Below are 24,057 nucleotides of genomic sequence, written 5' to 3' on the forward strand. Positions count from 1 at the left end.
TCTTGTGCGGGTGTGCGAGGCGTTCGGAGATTCCCTGCCGTTGTGTGAACCGATCGGTGGGGCTGGTCCGATGAAGGGATGTGGGGGTGGTGCTCATCGTCCTTCGACGAGGGGGATGAGAGGGATGAGGGGGGTGAGGGTTCTGGGTTCTGTGCGGGCGGCGGGGACGCGGGGGGTGTGTTCGAGGCCGAAGGTGGTGAAGGCGGTGCGGCCTGGGAGGGGGTAGGGGTCTTTGCCGGTGAGGGAGTTGAGGATGGTGGCGCTGCGCCAGGCGGCGAGGCCGAGATCGGGGGTGCCGACGCCGTGGGTGTGGAGTTCGGCGTTCTGGACGTAGACGCGGCCGGTGACGCTGGGGTCGAGGACGAGGCGGAACTGGTCGTCGATGTCGGGGCGTTCGGCGTTGTCGCGGCGGAGGTAGGGGTCGAGTCCGGCGAGGAGGGGGGCGATGGGGCGTTCGCGGTAGCCGGTGGCGAGGACGACGGCGTTGGTGGTGAGGCGGGAGCGGGTGCCTTGCTGGACGTGTTCGAGGTGGAGCTCGATCTTGGTGGTGGCGATGCGGCCGGCGGTGCGGACGGTGACGGCGGGGGTGAGGACGGCGTCGGGCCAGCCGCCGTGCAGGGTGCGGCGGTAGAGCTCGTCGTGGATGGCGGCGATGGTGTCGGCGTCGATGCCTTTGTGGAGTTGCCACTGGGCGGCGAGGAGGCGGTCGCGGACGGGTTCGGTGAGGGCGTGGAAGTAGCGGGTGTAGTCGGGGGTGAAGTGTTCGAGGCCGAGTTTGGAGTACTCCATGGGTGCGAAGGCCTCGGTGCGAGCGAGCCAGTGGATCCGTTCGTTTCCGGTGGGGCGGTTGCGCAGGAGGTCGAGGAAGACTTCGGCTCCTGACTGGCCGGCGCCGATGACGGTGATGTGGTCGGCGGTGAGGAACCGGTCGCGGTGTTTGAGGTAGTCGGCGGCGTGGATGACGGGGGCGTCGGGGGCGTCGACGAGTGGTTTGAGGGGTTCGGGGATGTGGGGTGCGGTGCCGACGCCGAGGACGATGTTGCGGGTGTAGGTGCGGCCGAGGGCCTGGGCCTGGCCGTCGGTGTCGAGTCGGGTGAAGTCGACTTCGAAAAGGTCGCGTTCGGGGTTCCAGCGGACGGCGTCGACCTGGTGGGCGAAGCGGAGTCCGGGGAGGTTGTCGGCGACCCAGCGGCAGTAGGCGTCGTACTCGGCGCGCTGGATGTGGAAGCGCTCGGCGAAGTAGAAGGGGAAGAGGCGGTCGCGGTCCTTGAGGTAGTTGAGGAAGGACCAGGGGCTGGTGGGGTGGGCGAGGGTGACCAGGTCGGCGAGGAAGGGGACCTGGAGGGTGGCGCCGTCGATGAGGAGGCCGGGGTGCCAGTCGAAGCCGGGGCGTTGTTCGTAGAAGACGGTGTCGAGTTCGGTGAGGGGGTGGGCGAGGGCGGCGAGGGAGAGGTTGAAGGGGCCGATGCCGATGCCGACGAGGTCGCGCGGTGTTTCGGCGGTGGGGGGCAGGGGGTGGGGTGTCGCTCTCATCGGGGGGTGTGTCCTTCCACCAGTTTCAGGAGCGTGGCCAGGTCGCCGGGCGTGGTGTGGGGGTTGAGGAGGGTGGCTTTGAGCCAGCGGCGGCCGTCGAGGGTGGCGCGGCCGAGGACGGCGCGGCCTTGGTCGAGGAGGGTGCGGCGTACGGCGGCGACGGTGTCGTCGTTGGCGTCGTGGGGCCGGAAGAGGACGGTGCTGATGACGGGGTGGTCGTAGAGCTCGAAGCCGGGGTGGGCGGCGGTGAGGTCGGCGAGTTCCTGGGCGTGGGCGCAGACCTGGTCGACGAGGTGGCCGATGCCGTGGCGTCCGAGGGTCTTGAGGGTGACGGCGATCTTGAGGATGTCGGGGCGGCGGGTGGTGCGCAGGGAGCGGCCGAGGAGGTCGGGGTGGCCGGCTTCGGTGTCGTCGTCGGCGTTGAGGTAGTCGGCCCGGTGGGCGAGGGGGGTGAGGTCGGTGGGGTCGCGGACGGCGAGGAGTCCGGCGGCGACGGGTTGCCAGCCGAGTTTGTGGAGGTCGAGGGTGACGGTGTCGGCGTGGGCGAGGCCGTCGAGTTTGGTGCGGTGCCGGTCGCTGAAGAGGAGGCCTCCGCCGTAGGCGGCGTCGATGTGGAGGCGGGCGCCGTGGGTGGCGCAGAGGTCGGCGATGTCGGGCAGCGGGTCGATGAGTCCGGCGTCGGTGGTGCCGGCGGTGGCGGCGACGAGGAGGGGGCCGGGGAGCTCGGTGAGGGCGCTGTCGAGGGCGGCGGGGTCGAGGGTGCCGGCGGGTGCGGGGATGACGACGGGTTCGGGGAGGCCGAGGAGCCAGGTGGCGCGGTGGAGGGAGTGGTGGGCGTTGGCTCCGCAGACGAGTTGGACGCCGTGGTGTTTCTCGCGGGCGAGGAGAAGGGCGAGTTGGTTGGATTCGGTGCCGCCGGTGGTGATGAGGGCGTCGCCTCGGGGGTGTGACGGGGCCTGGGTGCCCGAGGGGTCCGGGCTGCCGTAGACCTGGTGGGCGAGTGCCTGGGCGACGAGTGCTTCGAGTTCGGAGGCGGCGGGGGCCTGGTCCCAGGAGTCGAGGGAGGGGTTGAGGGCGGAGGCGGCGAGGTCGGCGGCGGTGGCGACGGCCAGGGGCGGGCAGTGCAGGTGCGCCGCGCACAGGGGGTCGGCGGGGTCGGCGGCGCCTTCGGCGAGGGCGCGGACGAGGGTGTGCAGGGCGTCGGGGCTGCCGTGCTGGGGCAGGGGGTCACCGAGGGCCGTACGCAGGCGTTGGGCGACGTGTGGGGGGCCTCCGGCGGGGAGGGGCCCGCCGCGGGCCGCGGCGCCTTCGGCGAGGGCGCCCAGGACGGTGTCGAGCAACGGCCGCAGTGCGTCGGGGCCTTGGGGGCCTGAGGCTAGGGGCGGCGTGCTCATGGTGTCCTCCGGTGGCTGTGCGGCGGGTCCTTCCCGGCGTGTGTGTTTTTGGGCAGGTGCGCCCGCCAAGGACAACGATTCGGCCCCGGCGGGGGTACTGCCGTACGGAGGATTTGTGTGAGCGGTACCGGACACGCAGGACGCCGGACCGCTGCTGGGGCAGCTGTCCGGCGTCCGGGTTCGCGTCAGGTGTCTGGTGCCGGGGGTGGCTAGGCCTGCCGCACCCGCAGTGCTCGGGCGAGGTCGTCGAGTTGGTCGGTGAGCTTGCGGCGCAGGGCCGGGATGGGGTCGGCGTCGCGCAGGCAGTTCTCGCCGAGGGCGAGGGTCTCGGGGGTGACGAGGCCGGCGGGGAAGGCCCAGCGGCCGGCGGCTTCGGCCATGGCGGGGCCGCGCCGCTCGGCGACGGCCACGGCGTCGGCCCAGTAGCGCTCGACGTACTCGTCGAGGAGGTGGGCCTGTTCGGGCTGCCAGAAGCCCTGGGCGGTGGCGGTGAACAGGTAGTTGGAGAGGTCGTCGCCGGCGAACATCGCGTCCCAGGCGGCGCGTTTGGCCTGCGGGTCGGGCAGGGCGGCGCGGCAGCGGGCGGCACCTTCCTGGCCGGTGGCGCTGGGGTCCTGGACGAGTTCGGCCTCGATCACGGCGTCGTCGACGGCGCCGAGGACGCTGAGCCGGCCGAGGATGCGCCAGCGCAGTTCGGGGTCGAGTTCGGGGCCGCCGGGGACGGTGCCCTCGGAGAACCAGGCGCTGATGGTGTCGGGGTGGACGGAGACGTCGATGAGGTGGCGTACGGCGGTCAGGCGCAAGCCGGGGTGGGAGCCGTCCTCGGTGCGGCGGATGAGGTCGCGGCACAGGTCGGTGAGGGTGGCGAGGGCGGTGGGCCGCTGTTCGGGGAGGAGGTACCGATCGGCGACGTGGAGGGCGGCGAAGGTCAGCACGCCCTGGACGAGCGCGAGGTCGGTCTCGTGGGGCAGGTGGGTGCGGGCGGCCTCGATGTAGGCCATGGGGGGAAGTTCGCCGTCGCGGACGGCGTCGCGCAGGGCGTTCCAGACGACCGCCCGGGTGAGGGGGTCGGGGAGGCCGGAGAGGGAGGCTCGTACGGTCTGGAAGGACTTGGCGTCGAAGCGGACCTTGGCGTAGGTGAGGTCGCCGTCGTTGAGCAGGATCAGGTCGGGGCGCCGGCCGGACCTGAGGGCGGTCGAGTCGCCCTGGGGGACGTCGAGTTCGAAGCGTTCGCGCAGGGTGAGCCGGGTCTCCTCGCCGGGGACGGTGTCGTAGGCGCCGACGGCGATGCGGTGGGGGCGGCTGCCCCGGTGGCCGACGGTGAGCTGCCACTGGCCGTCGGACTCGGTGATCCCGGGCTCGATGGTGTCGACGCCGGTGGTGCGCAGCCAGGCCTCGGCCCAGGCGTGCACGTCGCGTTCGGTGGCGGAGGCGAGGTTGTCGATGAAGTCGGCGAGGGTGGCGTTGGCGAACTTGTGGCGGGCGAAATGGGTGTTGATGCCCGCGAGGAAGTCCTTCTCGCCGAGCCAGGTGACGAGCTGGCGCAGGGCGGAGGCGCCCTTGGCGTAGGAGATGCCGTCGAAGTTGAGCATGGCGGACGCGGTGTCGGGGACGGCGTCCGGGTCGGGGGCGACGGGGTGGGTGGAGGGGCGCTGGTCGGCGTCGTAGCCCCAGGACTTGCGGGCGACGCCGAAGTCGACCCAGGTGTCGGTGAAGCGGGTGGCTTCGGTGAGGGTCTGGTAGCCCATGTACTCGGCGAAGGACTCGTTGAGCCAGATGTCGTCCCACCAGCGCAGGGTGACGAGGTCGCCGAACCACATGTGGGCCATCTCGTGGGCGATGACCATGGCGCGGGTCTGGCGCTCGGTGTCGGTGACGGCGGAGCGGTAGATGAACTCGTCGCGGAAGGTGACGAGTCCGGGGTTCTCCATGGCGCCGGCGTTGAATTCGGGGACGAACGCCTGGTCGTAGGAGTCGAAGGGGTAGGGCTCGTCGAACTTCTCGTGGTAGCGGTCGTAGCAGGCGCGGGTGATGTCGAGGATCTCGTCGGCGTCGGCGTCGAGGTAGGGGGCGAGGGAGCGACGGCAGTGGAGGCCGAAGGGCAGGCCGCCGTGCTCGGTGCGTACGGAGTGCCAGGGTCCGGCGGCGACGGCGACGAGATAGGTCGAGATCAGGGGGGTGGGGGCGGCCTTCCAGTGGCCGTCTCCGAGGTGTTCGGTGACACCGTTGGCGAGGACGGTCCAGCCTTCGGGGGCGGTGATGGAGAGCTCGAAGACGGACTTGAGGTCGGGCTGGTCGAAGGCGGCGAAGACGCGCTGGACGTCTTCCATGAACAGCTGGGTGTAGAGGTAGGTCTCGCCGTCGGTGGGGTCGGTGAAGCGGTGCATGCCCTCCCCGGTGCGGGAGTAGCGCATGGAGGCGTCGACGCGCAGTTCGTGCTCGCCGGCGGTGAGTCCCTTCAGGGGCAGCCGGTTCTCGTCCAGGGTCTCCGGGTCGAGGGTCCGGCCGTCGAGGGTGACGGAGCGCAGTTCGGCGGGCTTCAGCTCGACGAAGGTGTCCGCCTCGGCACGGGCGGTGAACCGGATGACGGTCAGGGAGTCGAAGGTCTCGTCCCCTCCGGTCAGGTCGAGCTCGATTCCGTAGTGGTGGACGTCGAGGAGCTGGGCACGGGTCTGCGCTTCGTCGCGCGTCAGTACGGACATGAGGCCATGCTGCCCGATGCTGAGGTCGGGACACAGGGGTGGTCCACTATGTGCGCTTTGCCGTCGCCCGGTCACCCTCTGCGGCCGGGTGTGCGACCAGGACCGTGGGAGACCGGGGCCAAGGGCGGCCGAGGGACTGGGGAGGGCAGGGGTGGCCGGAGACCGGGGACGGCCGAAGTGGGCGGGGCGGGGGCGGCCCGCCGCCGTCACTCGTGCGGGTCGGTCGTCCCGCCGCCCGCGTCGTCCGCGATGCGTTCGTGGTGGCGGATGACCTCGGCGATGATGAAGTTGAGCAGCTTCTCGGCGAAGGCCGGGTCGAGTTTGGCGTTCTCGGCGAGGCTGCGCAGCCGGGCGATCTGGTGGGCCTCGCGGGAGGGGTCCGCGGGCGGCAGGTGGTGGGCGGCCTTGAGGTGGCCGACCTGCTGGGTGCATTTGAAGCGTTCGGCGAGCATGTGGACGACGGCGGCGTCGATGTTGTCGATGCTGTCGCGCAGCCGGGCGAGCTCCGCCCTGACGTCGGGGCCGGCTTCCTGGGGCTTGCTGGTGGTCATGACATCCAACCCTACGTGGATCACGGGGGCTCGATCATCGGTGTCCGGGACCTGGTCGGGTGGGCCGCTACGGGTGCGACCCGGTGAGCACCTTGTGGAAGTGCACGTCCTGGTGTCCGCCGGGGATGCCGTCGGTGCGGCCGGTCTCGCGGTAGCCGTGCCCCCGGTAGAAGTCGGGGGCCTGGAAGGTGAACGAGGAGACGATCATCTCGGTGCAGCCGCGCCGGACGCTCTCCTCCTCGGCCGCGCGCAGGAGCTTTCCGCCCCAGCCCGCGTGGCGCTGGTCGGCCCGTACCCAGAGCATGTCGACCGCGCAGCAGCTGCCCCACACCCAGGCGGTGAGGCCGCCGACGAGTTCTCCGTCGGCGTCGGTGACCTTGACCGAGACGGGTTCGGGGTCGCCGGCACCGGTCGCGCGTGCGTTGAAGGCGGTGAGTTCGTCGTCGAGCCGCTGGTGCAGGGCGTCGTCCTTGGCGCCGATCAGCAGGGAGGCGGTGACGGGCCGGGGGTGGGGGTGGGGGTGGGGGCTGGTCATGGGGGCGAGTATGCCAACGGAGGCCGTGGACGCCGAAGCCGTTTTCCCGTCCCCGCGTGCGGCGAGCGCCCGCGACCTGGATCGCGGGCGCCCTTCGTTCGGTGACGCGGGTGCTCCCGTACCGGTGGGGTCAGAGGCCGGCGGCGGCTCTGGCTATGTCGGCGGCGAAGGTCGAGACCTCGCTGTACACGCCGGGGTATCCGGGCTCGGCGCAGCCCTGGCCCCAGCTGACGATGCCGACCTGGAGGTAGGCGCCGGTGTCGTCCTTGCGGAACATGGGTCCGCCGGAGTCGCCCTGACAGGTGTCGACGCCGCCCTGGGCGACGAATCCGGCGCAGATCTCGTCGCTGGGGACGAGGTCGCTGCCGTACGCCTGCCCGCAGGTGGCGTCGTCGACGAAGGGGACGGTGGCCTTGAGGAGGTAGCGCTGCTGTCCGCCGCCTTCGCGGGCGGCGCCCCAGCCGGCAATGGTGAAGTCGCCGTTGTTGTAGGCGGTGTTGGTGGCGATCTTCAGGGTGGGCTGTTCGATGGGCCGGGCGAGTTTGATGAGGGCCCAGTCCTTGCCCTTGCCGGTGTAGCCGGGGGCTTGGAGCACCTTGGTGGACTTGACCTTGACGGCGCTGCCGCTCTGGAGGTCGACGACGCCGGCGGTGGCGGTGATGGAGGTGTTGGTGCCGGAGCCGTTCACGCAGTGGGCGGCGGTCAGGACGATGCTCTTGGTGTAGAGGGCTCCGCCGCAGCCCATGGAGAGGCGGACCATGAAGGGGAACTCGCCCTGGGCGGCGCGTGTCCCGCCGACGACGGGTGCGGGGGCGGCGTGCGCGGACAGGGGCTGGAGGGACACGGCCGCGAGCGCGACCGCGCCGACGGCGAGCAGTCTTCTGAGGACGCCGTACTTCCTGGAGGATGTCAACGTGCTTCCTTTCGTGGGGGGTTGTCCGCCGGGCGGGCGCACGGAGAACGCCTTCCGGTTCGCACCTTTAGGCATGCACCTGCCAAGCTGGTGGGGATTATGAGGACCGTCCGCCGTACCCGGCAAGAGCGGCGTTCCGGCCAGGACCCCCGAGCGGGCACGGGTCCCCGCTTACAGTGGAGAGGAGTTCCGGCGTCTTCTGGGGGTGCGGGCGTGGCGAACGGCGGACCCGTCGAGCACGGCTACCCGCATCTGGACACGGTGCGGGCATCGATCACCGCGCTGTACAAGCGGCTCTCGTACGACACCATCCACACCTTCGCGGCCAGCGTGGTCCCCGCCGACGTGGCCTTCGCGGACGCCGACGACCTGCATCTCGGGGCCCAGCGCGTCGCCCGCGAGATGGTGCGGCACTATCGGCTCCCCGACGCCCGGATGATCGTCGGCTTCCGCGAGATGACACACGCGGCGCATGTCGAACTCGCCGCGGGGCCCGAGTACTTCATCGAGCTCAACGACCGCTTCCGCACCCATCGCAGGGACATCGGCGCCGCGCTCGCCCACGAGGTGATGCACGTGTATCTGCACCGCCTGGACCTCGCGTTCCCCGGCACGCGCGACACCGAGATCCTCACCGACACGGCCGCGGCCTACCTCGGAGCGGGCTGGCTCCTGCTCGACGCCTACCGCGAGGACGGCGCGTCCTCGCAGAAGCTCGGCTATCTGACCCCCGAGGAGTTCGGCTACGTCCTCGCCAAGCGCGCCCTGGTCTTCGACGAGGACCCCTCCGTGTGGTTCACCAGCCCCCAGGCGTACACCGCGTACACCAAGGGCATGGAACTGGCCCTGCGTGACGGGCGCCAGCCTCCGCTGACCGCGGCGGGCTGGGCGGGCCGCCGCCGCTACGCACGCGACCGCCGTCACGCCCAGGACCATCGCACGCCCGACCACTCCGGCGTCGCCTACGCCTTCGCGCCCGACGGCCACGGACCGCTGCGTGTCTCCTTCCCCTGCCCGACCTGCCACCAGCGCATCCGGGTACCGGTCCGGGGCCGGGTACGGGCGCGGTGCGCGCTGTGCCGCACGGTGCTGGAATGCGACACCTAGGGCGGAGGGGGCCCGGGAGAGGACCCACGGGGCGCGGGGCGGGTGAGGCAGAACACCCCTGAAGCCTTTGCCTCGCGCGTCGGTGGCGAGCGAGGGTCGAAGGATGAGCACGAACGACCCGACCGCGCTTCTCTTCCCCGCCGTGTACGAGGGCGACGAGGACACGGTCGTACGGCTGCTGCGGGCGGGGGTGAGCCCCGAGGCGGTCGACGAGGACGGGCAGAGCGCGCTGTACCTGGCGGCGGTGAGCGACCGGCCCGGCGTCGTACGGCTGCTGCTGGCCGTCGGCGCCGAGCCCGACCGGCTCAGCCTGGGCACGGACGCTCCCCTGTGCGGCGCCGCCTGCGGGGGTCACACGGAGGTCGTCGTCGCTCTGCTCGCGGCGGGGGCGCACCCGGACACGGTGGAGGCGTTCGGATTCACCGCGCTGACCTGGGCACTGCGCCGGGGGCACACCGCCGTCGCGGAGGCACTGCTCGGGGCGGGCGCGGACCCGGGCCGGCCGGGACCCGCGGGCGAACCCCCGCTGGTGACGGCCGCGCACCGGGGGTCGGCCGGCTGTGTACGGGCTCTGCTCGCGCACGGGGCGGGCGCGCGGGGCGAGGCACTGGCGGAGGCCCGCCGTCTGCTGGGCGTGGGTGTGGAGACCGAGCTCCGGGAGACCCTGGCCCGCGCGCACGGCCCCGGCCATGCCTCGGTCACCCACCGGCACGCGTCGCCGGAGGGCACCCTCGTCGAGGTGCAGCTCCTGGACGAGCGGGGCCGGCCGTTCGCGGGTGACGACCTGCACAGCGGTCACGCGGAGATCGTCACCCTGCTGAAGGCGAGCACGACGCGCCACTGATTCCTGGAGGATCGAGGAGCGGTACGGTCGCGCCGGGCTTCAGGAGCCCGCCCCGTACACCGTCCCCGGAGCCGTGGCGCGCTCCAGGAGTGCGCGGGCCGTCGCCCCGGCCTCCGTCGGGGTCCATCGCGCCCCCTTGTCGGCGCTCGGGCCCGGGCGCCAGCCCTCCATCACCGTGATCCGGCCGCCCTCACTCTCGAAGACACGGCCGGTGACCCCGGCGCTGGCCGCCGATCCGAGCCAGACGACCAGCGGCGAGACGTTGCCGGGGTCCATGGCGTCGAAGCCGCCGGCGGGGGCCGTCATGGTGTCGGCGAAGGCGCGCTCCGTCATGCGTGTACGGGCGGCCGGGGCGATGGCGTTGACCTGGACGCCGTAGCGTTCGAGCTCGGCCGCCGCGACCAGCGTGAGTCCGACGATTCCGGCTTTGGCGGCGCTGTAGTTGCCCTGGCCGACCGACCCGAGCAGACCGGCGCCGCTGCTGGTGTTGACGACCCTGGCGTCGGGCGCGCGGCCCGCCTTCGCCTCCGCGCGCCAGTGGGCCGCGGCCTGTCTGAGCGGCAGGAAGTGCCCCTTCAGATGGACCCGCATCACCGCGTCCCAGTCTCCCTCGTCGAGGTTGACGAGCATCCGGTCGCGCAGGAACCCGGCGTTGTTGACGAGGGTGTCGAGACGCCCGTACGTCTCCAGGGCGGTACGGACGAGGGAGGCGGCGCCGTCGGTCGTGGCGATGTCGCCGCCGTGGGCCACCGCCTCGCCGCCCGCCGCGCGGATCTCCACGGCCACCCGCCGGGCCGGGCTGTCCGCCGCGGGGGTGCCGTCGAGGCCGACGCCGAGGTCGTTCACCACGAGCCGGGCGCCCTCGGCGGCGTACGCATGCGCGTGCGCCCTGCCGAGTCCGCGGCCCGCGCCCGTGACGATCACGACGCGTCCCTCGCACAGCGGTCGTGCGCTCATCGTGTCTCTCCCTGAGAGTCCTCGCCGGCGCCGGTGGGCCGGTCCTGGTTCGCGGTGGTCGGCGGGTCCTGATCCGGGGTGGCCCGGCGGTCCTGATCCCGGGTCGCCCGGTGGTCGTGATCCGGGGTCGCCCGGTGGTCCTTGTTCGCGGTGGCGGCGTCGAGGAAGGCGGGCCGCTCGCCGCCTCCGTGGACGAGGACGGAGGCGCCGCTGATGTACGCGGCGGCCTCGGAGGCGAGGAAGACGGCGGCGGCGCCCACGTCCGAGGGCTGGGCGAGGCGGCCCAGCGGAACGGTGCGGGCGACGGCGGCGACTCCGTCCTCCCCGCCGTAGTGCAGATGGGCCAGTTCGGTGCGGACCATGCCGACGACCAGGGTGTTGACCCGGATCTCCGGCGCCCACTCGACGGCCATCGAACGGGCCAGGTTCTCCAGCCCCGCCTTGGCCGCGCCGTAGGCCGCGGAACCGGGCGAGGGGCGGGAGCCGCTCACGCTGCCGATCATCACGATCGAGCCCCGGGTGCGTCTGAGGTGCTCGTAGGCCGCGAGCGACGCGGTGAGCGGTGCGGTGAGGTTGAGCTCGATCACCCGTGCGTGCCGCCCGGCGTCCGCCTCGGCGAGGGGTCGGTAGGGGGCGCCGCCCGCGTTGTTGACCAGGACGTCGAGGCGGGGCAGGGCGTCGAAGAAGGCCCGGACCGCGGCCGGGTCGCGCAGGTCGACGGGGACGAAGTCGGCCTCGCCGAGGGGGACTTCGGGAGGCCTGCGGGCGCAGACCACGACGTGCGCACCGGCTCGCCCGAAGGCACGGGCGATGCCCGCTCCGACACCCCGGGTGCCGCCGGTGACGACGACGGTCCGGCCGCCGAGGTCCACGGCGTCGGGCCGGGGCGAGAGCTCGGGCCGAGTCGAGCCATCAGGGCGGACCGGGAGGTCGGGGTGGGCCGAGAGGCCGGACCCGGCCGAGGGATCAGAGTAGGCCGAGAGGTCAGGGCGGCCCGAAGGGCTGGGCCGGTTCGTGGTGTCCGGGTTGTCCACAGGGCCTCCCGCGCGGCCGCGATCGCTGCTAGCTTCGCATCACACCTAACAAACGTTTGGTGGAAAGGTAGCTGATGCGCTCATGGGTGTCTCCACCTCGTCCCCGGAAAAGGGGATTTCCGTCGTCACGGTCGACTTCCCGCCGGTGAACGCGCTGCCGGTGCGGGGCTGGTTCGACCTCGCCGACGCCGTGCGCGCGGCGGGCGGCGATCCCGGCATCCGCTGTGTCGTCCTCGGAGCGGAAGGACGCGGGTTCAACGCGGGCGTCGACATCAAGGAGCTTCAACGCGACAGGACCGGTCATGGCGCGCTGATCGGGGCGAACCGCGGCTGCGCCGAGGCCTTCGCCGCGGTGTACGAGTGCGAGGTGCCCGTCGTGGCGGCGGTGCACGGCTTCTGCCTGGGAGGGGGCGTCGGGCTGGCGGGGAACGCGGACGCGATCGTGGCGAGCGAGGACGCCGTCTTCGGCCTGCCCGAGCTGGACCGCGGGGCGCTCGGCGCGGCCACGCATCTGGCCCGGCTCGTCCCCCAGCATCTGATGCGCGTCCTGTACTACACCTCGCGCACGGCGACGGCGGCCGAGCTGCACGCCCATGGCTCGGTGTGGCGGGTCGTGCCGCGCGAGGACCTGCGGTCGGCGGCACTGGAGCTGGCGCGCGAGATAGCCGCGAAGGACGGGCAGCTCCTCCGGCTCGCCAAGGCGGCCATCAACGGCATCGATCCCGTCGACGTGCGCCGCAGCTACCGCTTCGAGCAGGGCTTCACGTTCGAGGCCGGTCTCGCGGGGGTGGCGGCCCGCGTCCGTGACACCTTCGGCAAGGAGGCCCCCCGGTGAGCGACAAGACCATGTCGGCGCAGGACGTCGTCGGCCGGCTGGAGAGCGGGATGACCCTCGGCATCGGCGGCTGGGGTTCGCGCCGCAAGCCGATGGCCCTGGTGAGAGCGCTGCTCCGCAGCGAGATCACCGATCTGACCGTGGTGTCGTACGGCGGTCCGGACGTCGGGCTGCTGGCCGCCGCCGGCCGTATCCGCACGCTGGTGACCGCTTTCGCGACGCTCGACTCCGTCCCGCTCGAACCGCACTACCGCGCGGCCCGCGAACGCGGGGCGTTCGAGCTGAGGGAGGTGGACGAGGCGATGTTCATGTGGGGGCTGCACGCGGCGGCGAACCGGCTGCCGTTCCTCCCGGTGCGGGCGGGACTCGGTTCGGACGTGATGCGGGTCAACCCGGAGCTGCGGACGGTCACTTCGCCCTATCCGGACCCGGTCTCGGGGATACGGGAGGAGCTCGTCGCGATGCCCGCGCTGCGTCTGGACGCGGCCCTGGTCCACCTGAACCGGGCGGACCGCGCGGGCAACGGCCAGTATCTGGGCCCCGACCCGTACTTCGACGACCTGTTCTGCGAGGCGGCGGACACGGCGTACGTCTCCTGCGAGCGGATCGTGGACACGGCGGAGCTGACCAAGGAGGCGGCGCCCCAGACGCTGCTGCTCCAGCGGTCCTCCGTGACCGGTGTGGTGGAGACGCCGAACGGCGCGCACTTCACCTCGTGCGTCCCGGACTACGGGCGGGACGAGGCGTTCCAGAAGCTGTACGCGACCACGCCGTACGCCGAGTTCGCCGAGCGGTTCCTCGGCGGCGGCGAACACGCCTATCAGAGTGCCGTGCGGGACTGGCGGAAGGAGCGGGACCGGTGAAGGGGGAAGGAGTGGTGACCGGAGCAGGGGCGGTGAACGGAGACGGGGCGGTGAACGCGGAAGGACCGGCGAACGGAGACGGGGCGGTGAGCGGGGAAGGGCTCGGGTCGGCGCGGGTCACACGGGCCGAGTACTGCGTGATCGCGTGCGCCGAGGCCTGGCGGGGCGCCGGCGAGGTGCTCGCCAGCCCGATGGGCCTGATCCCGTCCGTCGGCGCCCGGCTGGCCCGGCACACCTTCTCGCCGGATCTGCTGCTGACCGACGGCGAGGCGCTGCTCGTCGGACCGGACGGCACCGCGGAGGGCTGGCTGCCGTATCGCAGGCATCTGACGGCGGTGACCAGCGGGCGGCGGCACGTGATGATGGGGGCGAGCCAGATCGACCGGTTCGGCAACCAGAACATCTCGTGCGTCGGCGACTGGTCCCGGCCCCGGCGCCAGCTGCTGGGCGTGCGCGGCGCTCCGGTCAACACGCTCAACAATCCGACCAGTTACTGGATCCCCCGGCACTCTCCGCGGGTGTTCGTGGAACGCGTCGACATGGTGTGCGGGGTGGGGTACGACCGGGCGGCCGCCGCGGGACCGAGCGCGACCAGGTTCCATCGTCTCCCCCGGGTGGTGACCGACCTGGCCGTCCTCGACTTCGCGACGCCCGACCACGCGATGCGGCTGGTGTCCGTCCACCCGGGTGTCACCGTCGAACAGGTCGGGGAGGCGACGGGTTTCGCACTGAGGATCCCCGACCAGGTGCCGTTCACCCGCGAGCCGACCGGGGAGGAGCTGGAACTGATCCGCACGGTGATCGACCCGGAGGGCCGGCGCGAGCGCGAGGTGCCCGATCCGCGGGCCGACGTGCCCGGGAAGCCGGGTGCCGGCACACGGGGCGGAGGGAGGTCCGGGGGTTCGGGCGACGGCGCACGGGACGGAGACAGACCCGGGAATCCGGGCGGCGGCGGCCGGGACGGAAGCAGATCCGGGGGTCCGGGCGGGGGCGGGCGCTGATGGAGACCGCGCTGACCCGGCTCGTCGGGGTCCGGCATCCCGTCGTGCAGACCGGCATGGGCTGGGTGGCGGGGCCCCGGCTGGTCTCGGCGACGGCGAACGCGGGCGCGCTGGGCATCCTGGCGTCGGCGACGATGACCCTCGACCAGCTCCGTGACGCGGTGCGGGAGGTCAAGTCCCGTACGGACCGGCCCTTCGGGGTGAATCTGCGGGCCGACGCCGGGGACGCGGGCGACCGGGTGCGGATCGTCGTGGAGGAGGGTGTGCGGGTCGCGTCGTTCGCGCTGGCCCCCTCCCGTGAGCTGATCGCCGGGCTGAAGGAGGCGGGGGTGGTCGTCGTGCCGTCCGTGGGGGCCAGGCGGCACGCGGAGAAGGTGGCCGCGTGGGGCGCCGACGCGGTGATCGTGCAGGGCGGTGAGGGCGGCGGTCACACCGGGGACGTGGCGACGAGCGTGCTGCTGCCCCAGGTGGTGGACGCCGTGGACATACCGGTGGTGGCGGCGGGCGGCTTCCACGACGGGCGGGGGCTGGTGGCGGCGCTGGCCTACGGGGCGGCGGGCATCGCGATGGGCACGCGGTTCCTGCTGACCTCCGACTCCACGGTCCCCGGCGCGGTGAAGGAGAGATACCTGGCGGCGACGGTGAAGGACGTCACCGTGACGACGGCCGTCGACGGGCTGCCGCACCGCATGCTGCGCAGTGAGCTCGTGGACGCCCTGGAGAAGGCGGGGCGCGCCGGTTCGCTGGTCCGGGCGGCGCGGCACGCCGCCGGGTTCCGGCGGATCTCGGGTCTGTCCTGGTCCCGGATGATCCGCGACGGCCTCGCCATGAGACACGGCAGGGATCTGACCTGGAGCCAGGTCCTGCTCGCCGCCAACACCCCGATGCTGCTGAAGGCGTCGATGGTGGACGGCCGTACGGATCTGGGGGTGATGGCGTCGGGGCAGGTCGCGGGGGTGATCGAGGATCTCCCGTCGTGCGCGGAGCTGGTCGCGCGGGTGATGGCGGAGGCCCACGCGGCGCTGGAGGCGCTTCCCTCGGCGGAGGGGACGGACCCGTCGTGGGCCGAGGCCTGCGGCGGGCCGCCCGCGTAGGTGCCCGCCCGGACAAGTGCCCGCCCGGCGCCCGAGTCCGGTCCCTCCCGTCGAGGGTTTCTCAGAGGCGTTCGATCGTCGGGGGATTCTCAGAGGCGTTCGATGATCGTCACGTTCGCCTGACCGCCGCCCTCGCACATCGTCTGGAGTCCGAACCGGCCGCCGGTGCGCTCCAGTTCGTGCAGCAGGGTGGTCATCAGGCGAACACCGGTGGCGCCGAGCGGGTGGCCCAGGGCGATGGCGCCGCCGTTGACGTTGACCTTCTCCGGGTCGGCGCCGGTCTCCTTGAGCCAGGCGAGGACGACCGGGGCGAACGCCTCGTTGATCTCGACGAGGTCGATGTCGCCGATGGACATCCCGGTCTTCTTCAGGGCGTGGGCGGTGGCGGGGATGGGGGCCGAGAGCATGCGGATGGGGTCCTCGCCGCGTACGGAGAGGTGGTGGACGCGGGCGCGGGGGGTCAGGCCGTGTTCGTGGAGGGCTCGTCCGGAGGCGAGCAGCATCGCGGCGGCGCCGTCGGAGACCTGGGAGGAGCAGGCGGCGGTGATGGTGCCGCCTTCGACGACCGGCTCGAGGGCGGCCATCTTCTCCAGGGTGGTGTCGCGGCGCGGGCCCTCGTCGGCGGTGACGTCGCCGTGGGGGACTGTCTCGCGGGCGAAGCGGCCCTCGTCGGCGGCGCGGATCGCCCGCTGGTGGGAGCGGAGGGCGAACTCCTCCTGGTCGCGGCGTGTGATGCCCCATTTGGCGGCGATGAGTTCGGCGCCGTGGAACTGGTTGACGGGGCGGTCGCCGTAGCGTGCGCGCCAGCCCCGGCTGCCGGCGAAGGGGCCTTCGGTGAGGCCGAGGGGTTCGGCGGCCTGGCGGGAGGCGAAGGCGATGGGGATCTGGCTCATGTTCTGCACGCCGCCGGCGACGACGAGGTCCTGGGTGCCGGACAGGACGGCCTGGGCGGCGAAGTGGACGGCCTGCTGGGAGGAGCCGCACTGCCGGTCGACGGTGACTCCGGGGACCTCTTCGGGCAGTCCGGCCGCCAGCCAGCTGGTGCGGGCGATGTCGCCGGCCTGCGGGCCGACGGTGTCCAGGCAGCCGAGGACGACGTCCTCGACGGCCGCCGGGTCCACGCCGGAGCGTTCGACGAGGGCCATGAGGACGTGCGCGCCGAGGTCGGCGGGGTGGACGGAGGCGAGTCCTCCCCTTCGTCGCCCGACGGGTGTGCGGACCGCTTCGACGATGTAGGCCTCGGCCATGACGACTCCCTTGGGGGTGTGGGTGGTTCGCTTAGGTCTCCTCGCGGACGGAGATGCCGTCGAGCACCATCGAGAGGTACTGGCGGGCGATCTCCTCGGGGCTGTGCAGGCCGCCGGGCCGGTACCAGGAGGCGGCGACCCAGACGGTGTCGCGGACGAAGCGGTAGGTGAGGCGGATGTCGAGGTCGGCCCGGAAGACCTGGGCGTCGACTCCGCGTTCGAGGGTGCCGAGCCAGGCCTTCTCGAAGTTGCGCTGGGACTCGGCGAGGAAGGCGAAGCGTTCCTGGGCGGCGAGGTGCCGGGATTCCTTCTGGTAGATCGCGACGGCGGCGCGGTGCCGGTCGATCTCCCGGAAGGATTCGGTGACGAGGGCTTCGAGGGTCTCGCGGGGGCCGAGTCCGGCGTCGAGGACGGTGTCGTAGCCGTTCCAGAGTTCGTCGAGGAAGGTGCGCAGGATCTCCTCCAGCATCGATTCCTTGGAGTCGAAGTGGTAGTAGAGGCTGCCCGCGAGCATTCCGGCCTCGTCGGCGATCCTGCGGACGGTGGTGGCGTTGTAGCCCTGTTCGGCGAACACCTCGGCGGCGGTGCCGAGCAGTTCGCGGCGCCGCTCGGGGGTGGCGGTCACCTGGGGCTTCTTCTTGGTAGGCACCGGGTCATTCTCGTCCTATGCGTGCTGGCTGCTCACGGACACGACTTCGCCGGTGAGGTACGAGGAGTAGCCGGAGGCGAGGAACACGATGACGTTGGCCACCTCCCAGGGTTCGGCGTAGCGGCCGAAAGCCTCGCGGGCGGTCAGTTCTTCGAGGAGTTCGGGGGTGGTGACCTTCACCAGGTGGGGGTGCATGGCGAGGCTGGGTGCGACGGCGTTGACGCGGACGCCGTAGGCGGCGGCCTCGGCGGCGGCGCAGCGGGTGAGGGCCATGACGCCCGCTTTCGCGGCGGCGTAGTGGGCCTGTCCCGTCTGGGCGCGCCAGCCGACGACGGAGGCGTTGTTGACGACGACTCCGCCGTCGCCCTGTGTCCTGAGCCGTCGCAGGGCGGCGCGGGTGCAGCGGAAGGTTCCGTTCAGGGTGACGTCGAGGACGGTGGACCACTGGTCGTCGGTCATGTCGACGAGGGGTGCGGTGCCGCCGAGGCCGGCGTTGTTGACGACGATGTCGAGTCGGCCGTGGAGGGCGGTGGCGGTGTCGAAGAGGGCCTGGACCTGGTCCTCGGCGGTGACGTCGCAGGGTTGTGCGGCGACCTGGCCGGGGCCGAACTCCGCGGCCAGGGTCTCGGCGGTCTCCTCGAGGCGGCGGGTGTGCGCGTCGCTGATCACGACGCGGGCGCCCTCTTCGAGGAACCGGCGTGCGGTGGCTCCGCCGATGCCGGCGCCTGCCGCCGCGGTGATGACGGCGCCGCGGCCCTTCAGGAGTCCGTGGCCGGGTACGTACGCCGGGCTCTCGACGTCGCTCATGCCTCCAAGCTAACCTACCAAACACTTGTTAGGGAAGGTTGCCGGACGGAGCCCGCCGATGGATCTCACCGTCTCCCCCGCCGACGAGGCGTTCCGCGCGGAGGCCCGCGCCTGGCTGGAGGCCCATGTCCCGGCGGCGCCGCTGCCGTCCCTGGAGACCGCGAGGGGCTTTTCGGCGCATCGCGCGTGGGAGGCCGAACTGGCGGCGGACCGCTGGTCGGTGGTGTCGTGGCCGGCGGAGTTCGGCGGCCGGGACGCGGACCTCGTGCGCTGGCTGGTGTTCGAGGAGGAGTACCACGCGGCGGGTGCGCCGGGCCGGGTCGGGCAGAACGGCATCAGTCTGCTCGCGCCGACCCTGTTCGAGCACGGCACCGCGGAGCAGCGTGCGCGGGTGCTGCCCGCGATGGCGACGGGCGAGGTGGTGTGGGCGCAGGCCTGGTCGGAGCCGGAGGCGGGCTCCGATCTGGCCTCGCTGAGGTCGCGGGCGGTGCGTGTGGAGGGCGGCTGGCTGCTGCGGGGGCACAAGACGTGGTCGTCGCGGGCCGCGTTCGCGGACCGGGCCTTCGGCCTGTTCCGCAGTGAGCCGGGCACGGCGAGGCCGCATCAGGGTCTGACGTATCTGATGTTCGATCTGCGCGCGCCGGGCGTGACGGTCCGTCCGATCGGGCGGCTGGACGGCAGGCCGGCGTTCGCGGAGCTGTTCCTGGACGACGTGTTCGTGCCCGACGAGGACGTGATCGGCGAGCCGGGCCGGGGCTGGCGGGTGGCGATGTCGACGGCGGGCAACGAACGCGGTCTGACGCTGCGTTCGCCGGGCCGTTTCCTGGCGGCCGCGGACCGGCTGGCCGCGCTGTGGCGGGCGCACGGCGACCCGTCGGACTCGGCGCTGCGCGAGAGGGTCGCCGACGCGGTGATCGGGGCGCGCGCCTACCAGCTCTTCACGTACGGCCATGCCTCCCGGCTGCTCGAAGGGGGGAGCATCGGGGCGGAGTCGAGCCTGAACAAGGTGTTCTGGTCGGAGCTCGACATCTCGCTGCACGAGACGGCGCTCGATCTGCTGGGCGCCGAGGGCGACGCGGCGGACACGGGGTGGTGCGAGGGGTATGTGTTCGCGCTCGCGGGTCCCCTCTACGCGGGCACGAACGAGATCCAGCGCGACATCATCGCCGAGCGACTGCTCGGCCTTCCGAAGGGCCGCCGCTGATGCGCTTCCTCCTCGACGCCGAACAGCGCGCCTTCGCCGCCTCGCTGGACGCGATGCTGGGGTCCTCGGACACGCCGTCGGCGGTGCGGGCGTGGGCGCTCGGGGACCCGGCGCCGGGGCGGGTCCTGTGGTCGCGGCTGGCGGAGGCGGGTGTGTTCGCGCTGGCGGTCCCGGAGGAGTACGAGGGGGTGGGCCCGCTGCCGGTGGAACTGGCGGTGGCGTTCGTGGAACTGGGGCGGCACGCGGTTCCCGGTCCGGTGGTCGAGACGGTCGCGGCGGCCGCCCTGCTGGGCCGGCTGAGCACGCTGGGCGAGCCGGGCCCGGCCGAACGGCTGCTGCCGGGGCTGGCCTCGGGCAAGAGTCTGGCCACGCTCGCCCCGGACGGTGCCCCGGCGCTCGACGCGGACGCGGCGGGGGTGCTGCTCGCGGTGGACGGCGGGGAACTGCGGCTCGCGCCCGGCCACGGCCCGGTGCGGGTGTCGATGGACCGCTCCCGCCGGTTCGCACCCGCGGAGGGCGGCGGCGAACTCCTGGCCGCGGGCCCGCGGGTCGCCCGTGCCGCGCTCGGCGCGCTGACGTGGGCCCGGCTGGCCACCGCCGCCCAGGCACTCGGGGTGGGTCTCGCGCTGCTCGGCCGGACCGTCGCGTATGTGGGTCACCGGAGTCAGTTCGGTGTTCCCGTCGGTTCGTTCCAGGCGGTCAAGCACCGGCTCGCGGACGCGATGATCGCCCTGGAGTTCGCGCGTCCGCTGCTGTTCGGGGCCGCGCTGTCGATGGACCCGGCGGATGTGGCCGCGGCGAAGGTCACGGCCTGCGAGGCGGCGTACGCCACGGCGCGGGCCGCGTTGCAGTTGCACGGCGCGATCGGCTACACGGCCGAGTACGACCTGTCCCTGTGGTTCGCCAGGGCCCGCTCCCTGCGGTCCGCCTGGGGCACCGCGGCCGCGTGCAGGGCCGAGGCGCTGGCCGGTCTCAGTGGTGGTCGTCCCCGCGCGTGAGGCCCCGGTACTCCTCGGCCGTCGGCTTCGGGATCCGGGTGCCGGGCCCGTAGAGGGCGCGGGCCAGCCGGGCACGCAGTCTGCGGGCGGGGCCGACCCGGCGGGTCACCCCGTTCGCGTCGACGAGCGGGCCCACCTCGTAGGGCGGCGCCTGTTCGTGCTGGGTGAGGGTGAACCGCTGGGCGGGGGTGAGGGGTTCGTGGACCTCGACGTACTCGCCGTGCGGCAGCCTCTTGATCAGACCCGACTCGCGGCCGTGCAACACCTTGTCGCGGTCGGCGCGTTGCAGCCCCAGACAGATCCTCTTCGTGACGACGTAGGCGAGTGCGGGGCCCGCGAAGACGGCGACGCGGACGAACCAGGTGATCGCGTTGATCGACAGCTGGAAGTGGGTGGCCCACAGGTCGTTTCCGCCGCCGACCAGCAGGACGGCGTACAGCGTCAGCCAGGCGACGCCGAGCGCGGTGCGGGTGGGTACGTTCCGCGGCCGGTCCAGGATGTGGTGCTCGCGCCGGTCACCGGTGACCCAGGCCTCGACGAACGGGTAGGCGGCGATGGCAGCCATGATCAGCGGGAAGAGCGTGAAGGGGATGAGGACGCCCAGCTGGAGGGTGTGGCCGAGGGCGTTGACCTCCCATCCCGGCATCACGCGGATGAGCCCTTCGGAGAAGCCGAGGTACCAGTCGGGCTGCGCGCCGGTGGTGACCAGGTCGGGGCGGTAGGGCCCGAACGCCCACACGGGGTTGATGGTGGCGATCGCGCCCATGATCGCCAGGACGCCGAAGACCAGGAAGAAGAAGCCGCCGGCCTTGGCCATGTAGACGGGCAGGAAGGGCATGCCGACGACCGACTTCTCGTCCTTTCCCGGCCCCGGGTACTGCGTGTGCTTGTGGTAGAAGACCAGGATCAGATGCGCGACGACCAGCCCCAGCATGATGCCCGGCAGCAGCAGGACATGGATGGGGAAGAACCTGGAGATGATGTCGTGCCCGGGGAACTCGCCGCCGAAGAGGAACAAGGAGAGGTACGTCCCCACGACGGGGATCGACAGGATGGCGCCGTCGGCGAAGCGGACGCCGGTGCCGGAGAGCAGGTCGTCGGGCAGCGAGTAGCCGGTCAGTCCGGTGAGCAGGCCGAGCATCAACAGGGTCCAGCCGAAGAGCCAGTTGACCTCGCGCGGCTTGCGGAACGCCCCGGTGAAGAACACCCGCATCATGTGCACGAGCATCCCGGCGAGGAAGACCAGCGCCGCCCAGTGGTGGATCTGGCGGATCAGCAGTCCGCCGCGCACGTCGAAGCTGATGTCGAGCGTGGACTCGTACGCCCGGGTCATGACGATGCCGTTCAGCGGCCCGTAGGAGCCGTGGTAGACGACGTCGACGCCGCTCGGCTCGAAGAACAGGGTGAGATAGACGCCGGTGAGGATCAGCACGAGGAAGCTGTAGAGGCAGACCTCGCCCAGCATGAACGACCAGTGGTCCGGGAAGACCTTGCGCATGTTGGCCTTGGCCAGGGAGTAGACACCGAGGCGTCCGTCGGCCCAGTCGGCGAGCCGCTCCCCCTTGCCGCTCTCCGGCGTGCGCCGGGCCCGTGAGGTGCCCTCGGGGCCGGTGCCCCGCGAAGTCCCGCTCCCGGTTCGTCCGTTCAACGAAGTCCGTGCGGCCCTGCCGGAGTCGATCTCTCGTGCGCCCATTCGCCGCTCCCCTCGGCCCACCAGGGTGGCACGTAGGCCGGTCGAAGCCAACGGGGCATCGTGGAAGGGGTGTTGGGAGGGTCAGGTCAGGATTCCGCGTGCCCGTGCCGCCGCCAGCCACTGGGGGAACTCCGCGACCATCCGGTCGTAGAGCTCGCCGTCGCTCACCGCGCGCGGGTCCGAACCGGCATGGAAGAAGCCCGCGTTGTCGACGGCGCGCTTCTGCGGCACGGCCAGGTCGTCGAGTCTGCGCAGGAAGTCGAACTGTTTGCTGCCCCGGTCGCCGAAGCCTATGAACTGCCAGAACATCGGCAGCCGGGCCGCCTTGCACAGATACCGTTCGGCGGCGAGCTTGTTGATCGGCCCTCCGTCGGTCTGGAAGACGACCAGGGCCGGGGCGTCGGAGCCGCTGTCGAGGTAGTGGTCGATGACGGCGTCCATGGCGAGGTGGTAGCTGGTCCTGCCCATGTGCCCGAGCCCGGCCGCGATCTCCGCGATCCGCCCGCGGTGGTTGTCGAGCGCGATGTCGGTGACGGCGTCGACGTCCGTGGAGAAGAAGACGACCGGGACGGTGCCGTCGTCGTCGAGGTGGGCGGACAGGCCGAGCACCCGGTCGGCCAGGGCCTGCACACTGCCGTCGTCGTAGTACGGCTTCATCGAACCCGAGTAGTCGACCACCAGGTACACGGCGGCTCGTTGCCCGCTCAGTCCGTTCTTGGTGAGGCTGATCCCGGCGCTCCTGTAGGCGCCCACCAGCGCGGGCGCGGTCTCCTCGATCTTCGTGAGGCTGATTCCGGCCATGCGGGCTCCCGTGGTGCGAGGACTGCGGAACGACGAGATTACGACACGGTGCCGGCCTGCCCGGAGTCACGGTGCCGGCCCATCCGGAGTCACGGTGCCGACCTGCCCGGAGTCACGGTGCCGACCCGTCCGGAGTCACGGTGCCGACCCGTCCGGAGGGCGGTCGCGGGTGCCGGGCCGCGGCGGCCCCGGATCGTGGCCCTGCCGGTTCCCGCCCGGCGGCGGGTCGGATAATTTGATCACCGCCGTCCCCACCGGCTCACCTTCCCCTCTTTCCCCGTGCGTTCCAAGGAGCCGGCCGTGGAGTCCGAGTCCGCCGTCACCACCTGCTACCGCCACCCCAAGGTGGAGTCGCACGTGCGCTGCACCCGATGCGACCGCTACATATGTCCGAGCTGCATGCGCGAGGCGGCCGTCGGCCATCAGTGCGTGGAGTGCGTGAAGGAGGGCTCCCGGTCGATCCGGCAGGCCCGCACCGCCTTCGGCGGCCGGATCTCGACGGTGCCCGCGGTCACGTACGTCCTCATCGGTCTGAACGTGCTGGCCTACGTGGCCGAGCTGCTGCGCTCCTCGGTCGTGGACCGGTACGCGATGCTGGGCGCGGGACTCGTGGGCCCGGACGGAGGCCACTACTTCTGGGACGCCGTCCACTCCCCGGACTACCACGCGGAGGGCCTCGTCGACGGGGAGTGGTACCGGCTGCTGACCGGCGCGTTCCTTCATCTGCCGCCCACCGGGGGCACGTTCGGGATCGCGCACATCGGGATGAACATGTTCGCGCTGTGGAACATCGGCCGGACGGTCGAGGCCCAGCTCGGCCGGGTCCGCTATCTCGCGCTGTATCTGCTGTCGGCGCTCGGGGGCTCGGTCCTCGTGCTGCTGATCGCTCCCGACCAGCAGACGATCGGCGCGTCGGGCGCGATCTTCGGCATCAGCGCCGCGTACTACGTCATGGCCCGCCGGCTCGGTGCGGACATGGCCGGAGTCAACCGGTTCATGGCGGGCCTGCTGCTGTGGCTCGTGATCTCGGCGGGGCTCACGTCCTGGCAGGGCCACCTGGGCGGACTGCTGGCCGGCGGGCTCGTGACGACGGCCTACGCGTACGCTCCCCGCGGCCCCCGGCGCGCCGTGGTCCAGGCGGCCGTCTGCGTGGGGCTTCTCGCGGTCCTGGTGGCGCTCACGGTGCTGAAGGTGTCGGCGCTGCGGACCGGCGCCGTGTGACGGACGAGCCGGGGCGCTCACGGCGCGTCCGGGGCGTGAACGGCGGGCCGGGCGAAGCGCGTCCGGCCCGCCCG

21 protein-coding genes and 1 pseudogene are annotated in these 24,057 nt (G+C 72.3%); 9 read left to right on the forward strand and 13 right to left on the reverse strand.

All coding sequences use genetic code 11. The features are described from left to right. Positions 1-93: 93 nt before the first annotated feature. The 6 genes from ACZ4AA_RS29830 to ACZ4AA_RS29855 all read right to left on the reverse strand — a co-directional run bounded on the left by ACZ4AA_RS29830 (position 94) and on the right by ACZ4AA_RS29855 (position 7,628). A complete protein-coding gene (locus tag ACZ4AA_RS29830; RefSeq protein WP_467609593.1) occupies positions 94-1,533 on the reverse strand; it encodes a lysine N(6)-hydroxylase/L-ornithine N(5)-oxygenase family protein in 1,440 nt (479 codons plus the stop codon). Then, positions 1,530-2,927 carry a pyridoxal phosphate-dependent decarboxylase family protein gene (locus ACZ4AA_RS29835; RefSeq protein ID WP_467609595.1) on the reverse strand — a complete coding sequence of 466 codons (1,398 nt, stop codon included), beginning with the start codon at positions 2,925-2,927 and terminating at the stop codon, positions 1,530-1,532. Before ACZ4AA_RS29835 ends, ACZ4AA_RS29830 begins: the two co-directional genes overlap by 4 nt. 209 nt (positions 2,928-3,136) lie before the next feature. Beyond that, positions 3,137-5,629 (reverse strand): aminopeptidase N, encoded by a 2,493-nt coding sequence (gene pepN / locus ACZ4AA_RS29840; RefSeq protein WP_467609597.1) that lies wholly within the window; start codon positions 5,627-5,629, stop codon positions 3,137-3,139. A 206-nt stretch (positions 5,630-5,835) separates the two neighbouring features. After that, positions 5,836-6,180 (reverse strand): chorismate mutase, encoded by a 345-nt coding sequence (locus ACZ4AA_RS29845; protein WP_467609599.1) that lies wholly within the window; start codon positions 6,178-6,180, stop codon positions 5,836-5,838. 67 nt (positions 6,181-6,247) lie between these two features. After that, positions 6,248-6,715 carry a GNAT family N-acetyltransferase gene (locus ACZ4AA_RS29850; protein ID WP_467609601.1) on the reverse strand — a complete coding sequence of 156 codons (468 nt, stop codon included), beginning with the start codon at positions 6,713-6,715 and terminating at the stop codon, positions 6,248-6,250. 130 nt (positions 6,716-6,845) lie between these two features. After that, complete coding sequence (locus tag ACZ4AA_RS29855) at positions 6,846-7,628, reverse strand: S1 family peptidase (protein WP_467609603.1); 783 nt, start codon at positions 7,626-7,628, stop codon at positions 6,846-6,848. Positions 7,629-7,841: 213 nt separating this feature from the next. Between ACZ4AA_RS29855 and ACZ4AA_RS29860 the strand changes: the two genes are divergently transcribed. After that, positions 7,842-8,735: a hypothetical protein gene (locus ACZ4AA_RS29860; RefSeq protein WP_467609605.1), complete on the forward strand. Its 894-nt coding sequence runs from the start codon at positions 7,842-7,844 to the stop codon at positions 8,733-8,735. 103 nt (positions 8,736-8,838) lie between these two features. Further along, entirely contained in the window at positions 8,839-9,579 is a 741-nt protein-coding gene (locus ACZ4AA_RS29865; RefSeq protein WP_467609607.1) for an ankyrin repeat domain-containing protein, read from the forward strand. Between the two features lie 39 nt (positions 9,580-9,618). Here ACZ4AA_RS29865 and ACZ4AA_RS29870 read toward each other — a convergent pair whose 3' ends face one another. Together ACZ4AA_RS29870 and ACZ4AA_RS29875 are read right to left on the reverse strand one after the other, a co-directional pair. Further along, on the reverse strand, positions 9,619-10,536 hold the full coding sequence (locus ACZ4AA_RS29870) for an SDR family oxidoreductase (protein ID WP_467609609.1): 918 nt from the start codon (positions 10,534-10,536) through the stop codon (positions 9,619-9,621). Then, positions 10,533-11,408, reverse strand: coding sequence for an SDR family oxidoreductase (locus ACZ4AA_RS29875; RefSeq protein ID WP_467609725.1), 876 nt, complete (start codon positions 11,406-11,408; stop codon positions 10,533-10,535). The genes ACZ4AA_RS29870 and ACZ4AA_RS29875 overlap by 4 nt, the downstream gene beginning before the upstream one ends. A 244-nt stretch (positions 11,409-11,652) precedes the next feature. Between ACZ4AA_RS29875 and ACZ4AA_RS29880 the strand changes: the two genes are divergently transcribed. From ACZ4AA_RS29880 to ACZ4AA_RS29895, 4 genes and pseudogenes are all read left to right on the forward strand, one after another. Continuing rightward, positions 11,653-12,405 (forward strand): enoyl-CoA hydratase family protein, encoded by a 753-nt coding sequence (locus ACZ4AA_RS29880; protein WP_467609611.1) that lies wholly within the window; start codon positions 11,653-11,655, stop codon positions 12,403-12,405. Beyond that, positions 12,402-13,268, forward strand: coding sequence for a CoA transferase subunit A (locus tag ACZ4AA_RS29885; RefSeq protein ID WP_467609613.1), 867 nt, complete (start codon positions 12,402-12,404; stop codon positions 13,266-13,268). The genes ACZ4AA_RS29880 and ACZ4AA_RS29885 overlap by 4 nt, the downstream gene beginning before the upstream one ends. Positions 13,269-13,354: 86 nt before the next feature. Then, positions 13,355-14,101: pseudogene (locus ACZ4AA_RS29890) on the forward strand (CoA-transferase subunit beta); the annotation flags it as partial. Between the two features lie 167 nt (positions 14,102-14,268). Then, positions 14,269-15,363 (forward strand): NAD(P)H-dependent flavin oxidoreductase, encoded by a 1,095-nt coding sequence (locus ACZ4AA_RS29895; protein ID WP_467609615.1) that lies wholly within the window; start codon positions 14,269-14,271, stop codon positions 15,361-15,363. An 89-nt stretch (positions 15,364-15,452) separates the two neighbouring features. On the opposite strand, the gene ACZ4AA_RS29900 is transcribed toward ACZ4AA_RS29895, so the two are convergent. The 3 genes from ACZ4AA_RS29900 to ACZ4AA_RS29910 are packed head-to-tail and all read right to left on the reverse strand — an operon-like array spanning position 15,453 to position 18,066. Continuing rightward, a complete protein-coding gene (locus ACZ4AA_RS29900; RefSeq protein WP_467609617.1) occupies positions 15,453-16,610 on the reverse strand; it encodes an acetyl-CoA C-acetyltransferase in 1,158 nt (385 codons plus the stop codon). Between the two features lie 31 nt (positions 16,611-16,641). Further along, a complete protein-coding gene (locus ACZ4AA_RS29905; RefSeq protein ID WP_467609619.1) occupies positions 16,642-17,259 on the reverse strand; it encodes a TetR/AcrR family transcriptional regulator in 618 nt (205 codons plus the stop codon). Between the two features lie 15 nt (positions 17,260-17,274). After that, positions 17,275-18,066 (reverse strand): SDR family oxidoreductase, encoded by a 792-nt coding sequence (locus tag ACZ4AA_RS29910; protein ID WP_467609621.1) that lies wholly within the window; start codon positions 18,064-18,066, stop codon positions 17,275-17,277. A 58-nt stretch (positions 18,067-18,124) separates the two neighbouring features. Between ACZ4AA_RS29910 and ACZ4AA_RS29915 the strand changes: the two genes are divergently transcribed. Both ACZ4AA_RS29915 and ACZ4AA_RS29920 read left to right on the forward strand, forming a co-directional pair. Next, on the forward strand, positions 18,125-19,270 hold the full coding sequence (locus ACZ4AA_RS29915) for an acyl-CoA dehydrogenase family protein (RefSeq protein WP_467609623.1): 1,146 nt from the start codon (positions 18,125-18,127) through the stop codon (positions 19,268-19,270). After that, a complete protein-coding gene (locus ACZ4AA_RS29920; RefSeq protein ID WP_467609625.1) occupies positions 19,270-20,268 on the forward strand; it encodes an acyl-CoA dehydrogenase family protein in 999 nt (332 codons plus the stop codon). The genes ACZ4AA_RS29915 and ACZ4AA_RS29920 overlap by 1 nt, the downstream gene beginning before the upstream one ends. Here ACZ4AA_RS29920 and qcrB read toward each other — a convergent pair. Together qcrB and ACZ4AA_RS29930 are read right to left on the reverse strand one after the other, a co-directional pair. Then, complete coding sequence (gene qcrB, locus ACZ4AA_RS29925; protein WP_467609627.1) at positions 20,243-21,961, reverse strand: cytochrome bc1 complex cytochrome b subunit; 1,719 nt, start codon at positions 21,959-21,961, stop codon at positions 20,243-20,245. The genes ACZ4AA_RS29920 and qcrB overlap by 26 nt on opposite strands. Positions 21,962-22,042: 81 nt before the next feature. Then, positions 22,043-22,762 carry a vWA domain-containing protein gene (locus ACZ4AA_RS29930; protein ID WP_467609629.1) on the reverse strand — a complete coding sequence of 240 codons (720 nt, stop codon included), beginning with the start codon at positions 22,760-22,762 and terminating at the stop codon, positions 22,043-22,045. Positions 22,763-23,062: 300 nt separating this feature from the next. On the opposite strand from ACZ4AA_RS29930, the gene ACZ4AA_RS29935 reads away from it, so the two are divergent. Then, a complete protein-coding gene (locus ACZ4AA_RS29935; protein ID WP_467609631.1) occupies positions 23,063-23,983 on the forward strand; it encodes a rhomboid family intramembrane serine protease in 921 nt (306 codons plus the stop codon). The last annotated feature ends 74 nt before the right edge of the window (positions 23,984-24,057 follow it).

The organism is Streptomyces sp. NPDC024698 (assembly GCF_055559015.1).

Excerpts from the sequence above, each read along its gene's own strand:
- ACZ4AA_RS29830 (WP_467609593.1), bottom strand. The coding sequence starts at position 1,533 with ATGAGAGCGACACCCCACCCCCTGCCCCCCACCGCCGAAACACCGCGC.
- ACZ4AA_RS29835 (WP_467609595.1), bottom strand. The coding sequence starts at position 2,927 with ATGAGCACGCCGCCCCTAGCCTCAGGCCCCCAAGGCCCCGACGCACTG.
- pepN (WP_467609597.1), bottom strand. The coding sequence starts at position 5,629 with ATGTCCGTACTGACGCGCGACGAAGCGCAGACCCGTGCCCAGCTCCTC.
- ACZ4AA_RS29845 (WP_467609599.1), bottom strand. The coding sequence starts at position 6,180 with ATGACCACCAGCAAGCCCCAGGAAGCCGGCCCCGACGTCAGGGCGGAG.
- ACZ4AA_RS29850 (WP_467609601.1), bottom strand. The coding sequence starts at position 6,715 with ATGACCAGCCCCCACCCCCACCCCCACCCCCGGCCCGTCACCGCCTCC.
- ACZ4AA_RS29865 (WP_467609607.1), top strand. The coding sequence starts at position 8,839 with ATGAGCACGAACGACCCGACCGCGCTTCTCTTCCCCGCCGTGTACGAG.
- ACZ4AA_RS29870 (WP_467609609.1), bottom strand. The coding sequence starts at position 10,536 with ATGAGCGCACGACCGCTGTGCGAGGGACGCGTCGTGATCGTCACGGGC.
- ACZ4AA_RS29880 (WP_467609611.1), top strand. The coding sequence starts at position 11,653 with ATGGGTGTCTCCACCTCGTCCCCGGAAAAGGGGATTTCCGTCGTCACG.
- ACZ4AA_RS29895 (WP_467609615.1), top strand. The coding sequence starts at position 14,269 with ATGGAGACCGCGCTGACCCGGCTCGTCGGGGTCCGGCATCCCGTCGTG.
- ACZ4AA_RS29900 (WP_467609617.1), bottom strand. The coding sequence starts at position 16,610 with ATGGCCGAGGCCTACATCGTCGAAGCGGTCCGCACACCCGTCGGGCGA.
- ACZ4AA_RS29910 (WP_467609621.1), bottom strand. The coding sequence starts at position 18,066 with ATGAGCGACGTCGAGAGCCCGGCGTACGTACCCGGCCACGGACTCCTG.
- ACZ4AA_RS29915 (WP_467609623.1), top strand. The coding sequence starts at position 18,125 with ATGGATCTCACCGTCTCCCCCGCCGACGAGGCGTTCCGCGCGGAGGCC.
- ACZ4AA_RS29920 (WP_467609625.1), top strand. The coding sequence starts at position 19,270 with ATGCGCTTCCTCCTCGACGCCGAACAGCGCGCCTTCGCCGCCTCGCTG.
- qcrB (WP_467609627.1), bottom strand. The coding sequence starts at position 21,961 with ATGGGCGCACGAGAGATCGACTCCGGCAGGGCCGCACGGACTTCGTTG.
- ACZ4AA_RS29930 (WP_467609629.1), bottom strand. The coding sequence starts at position 22,762 with ATGGCCGGAATCAGCCTCACGAAGATCGAGGAGACCGCGCCCGCGCTG.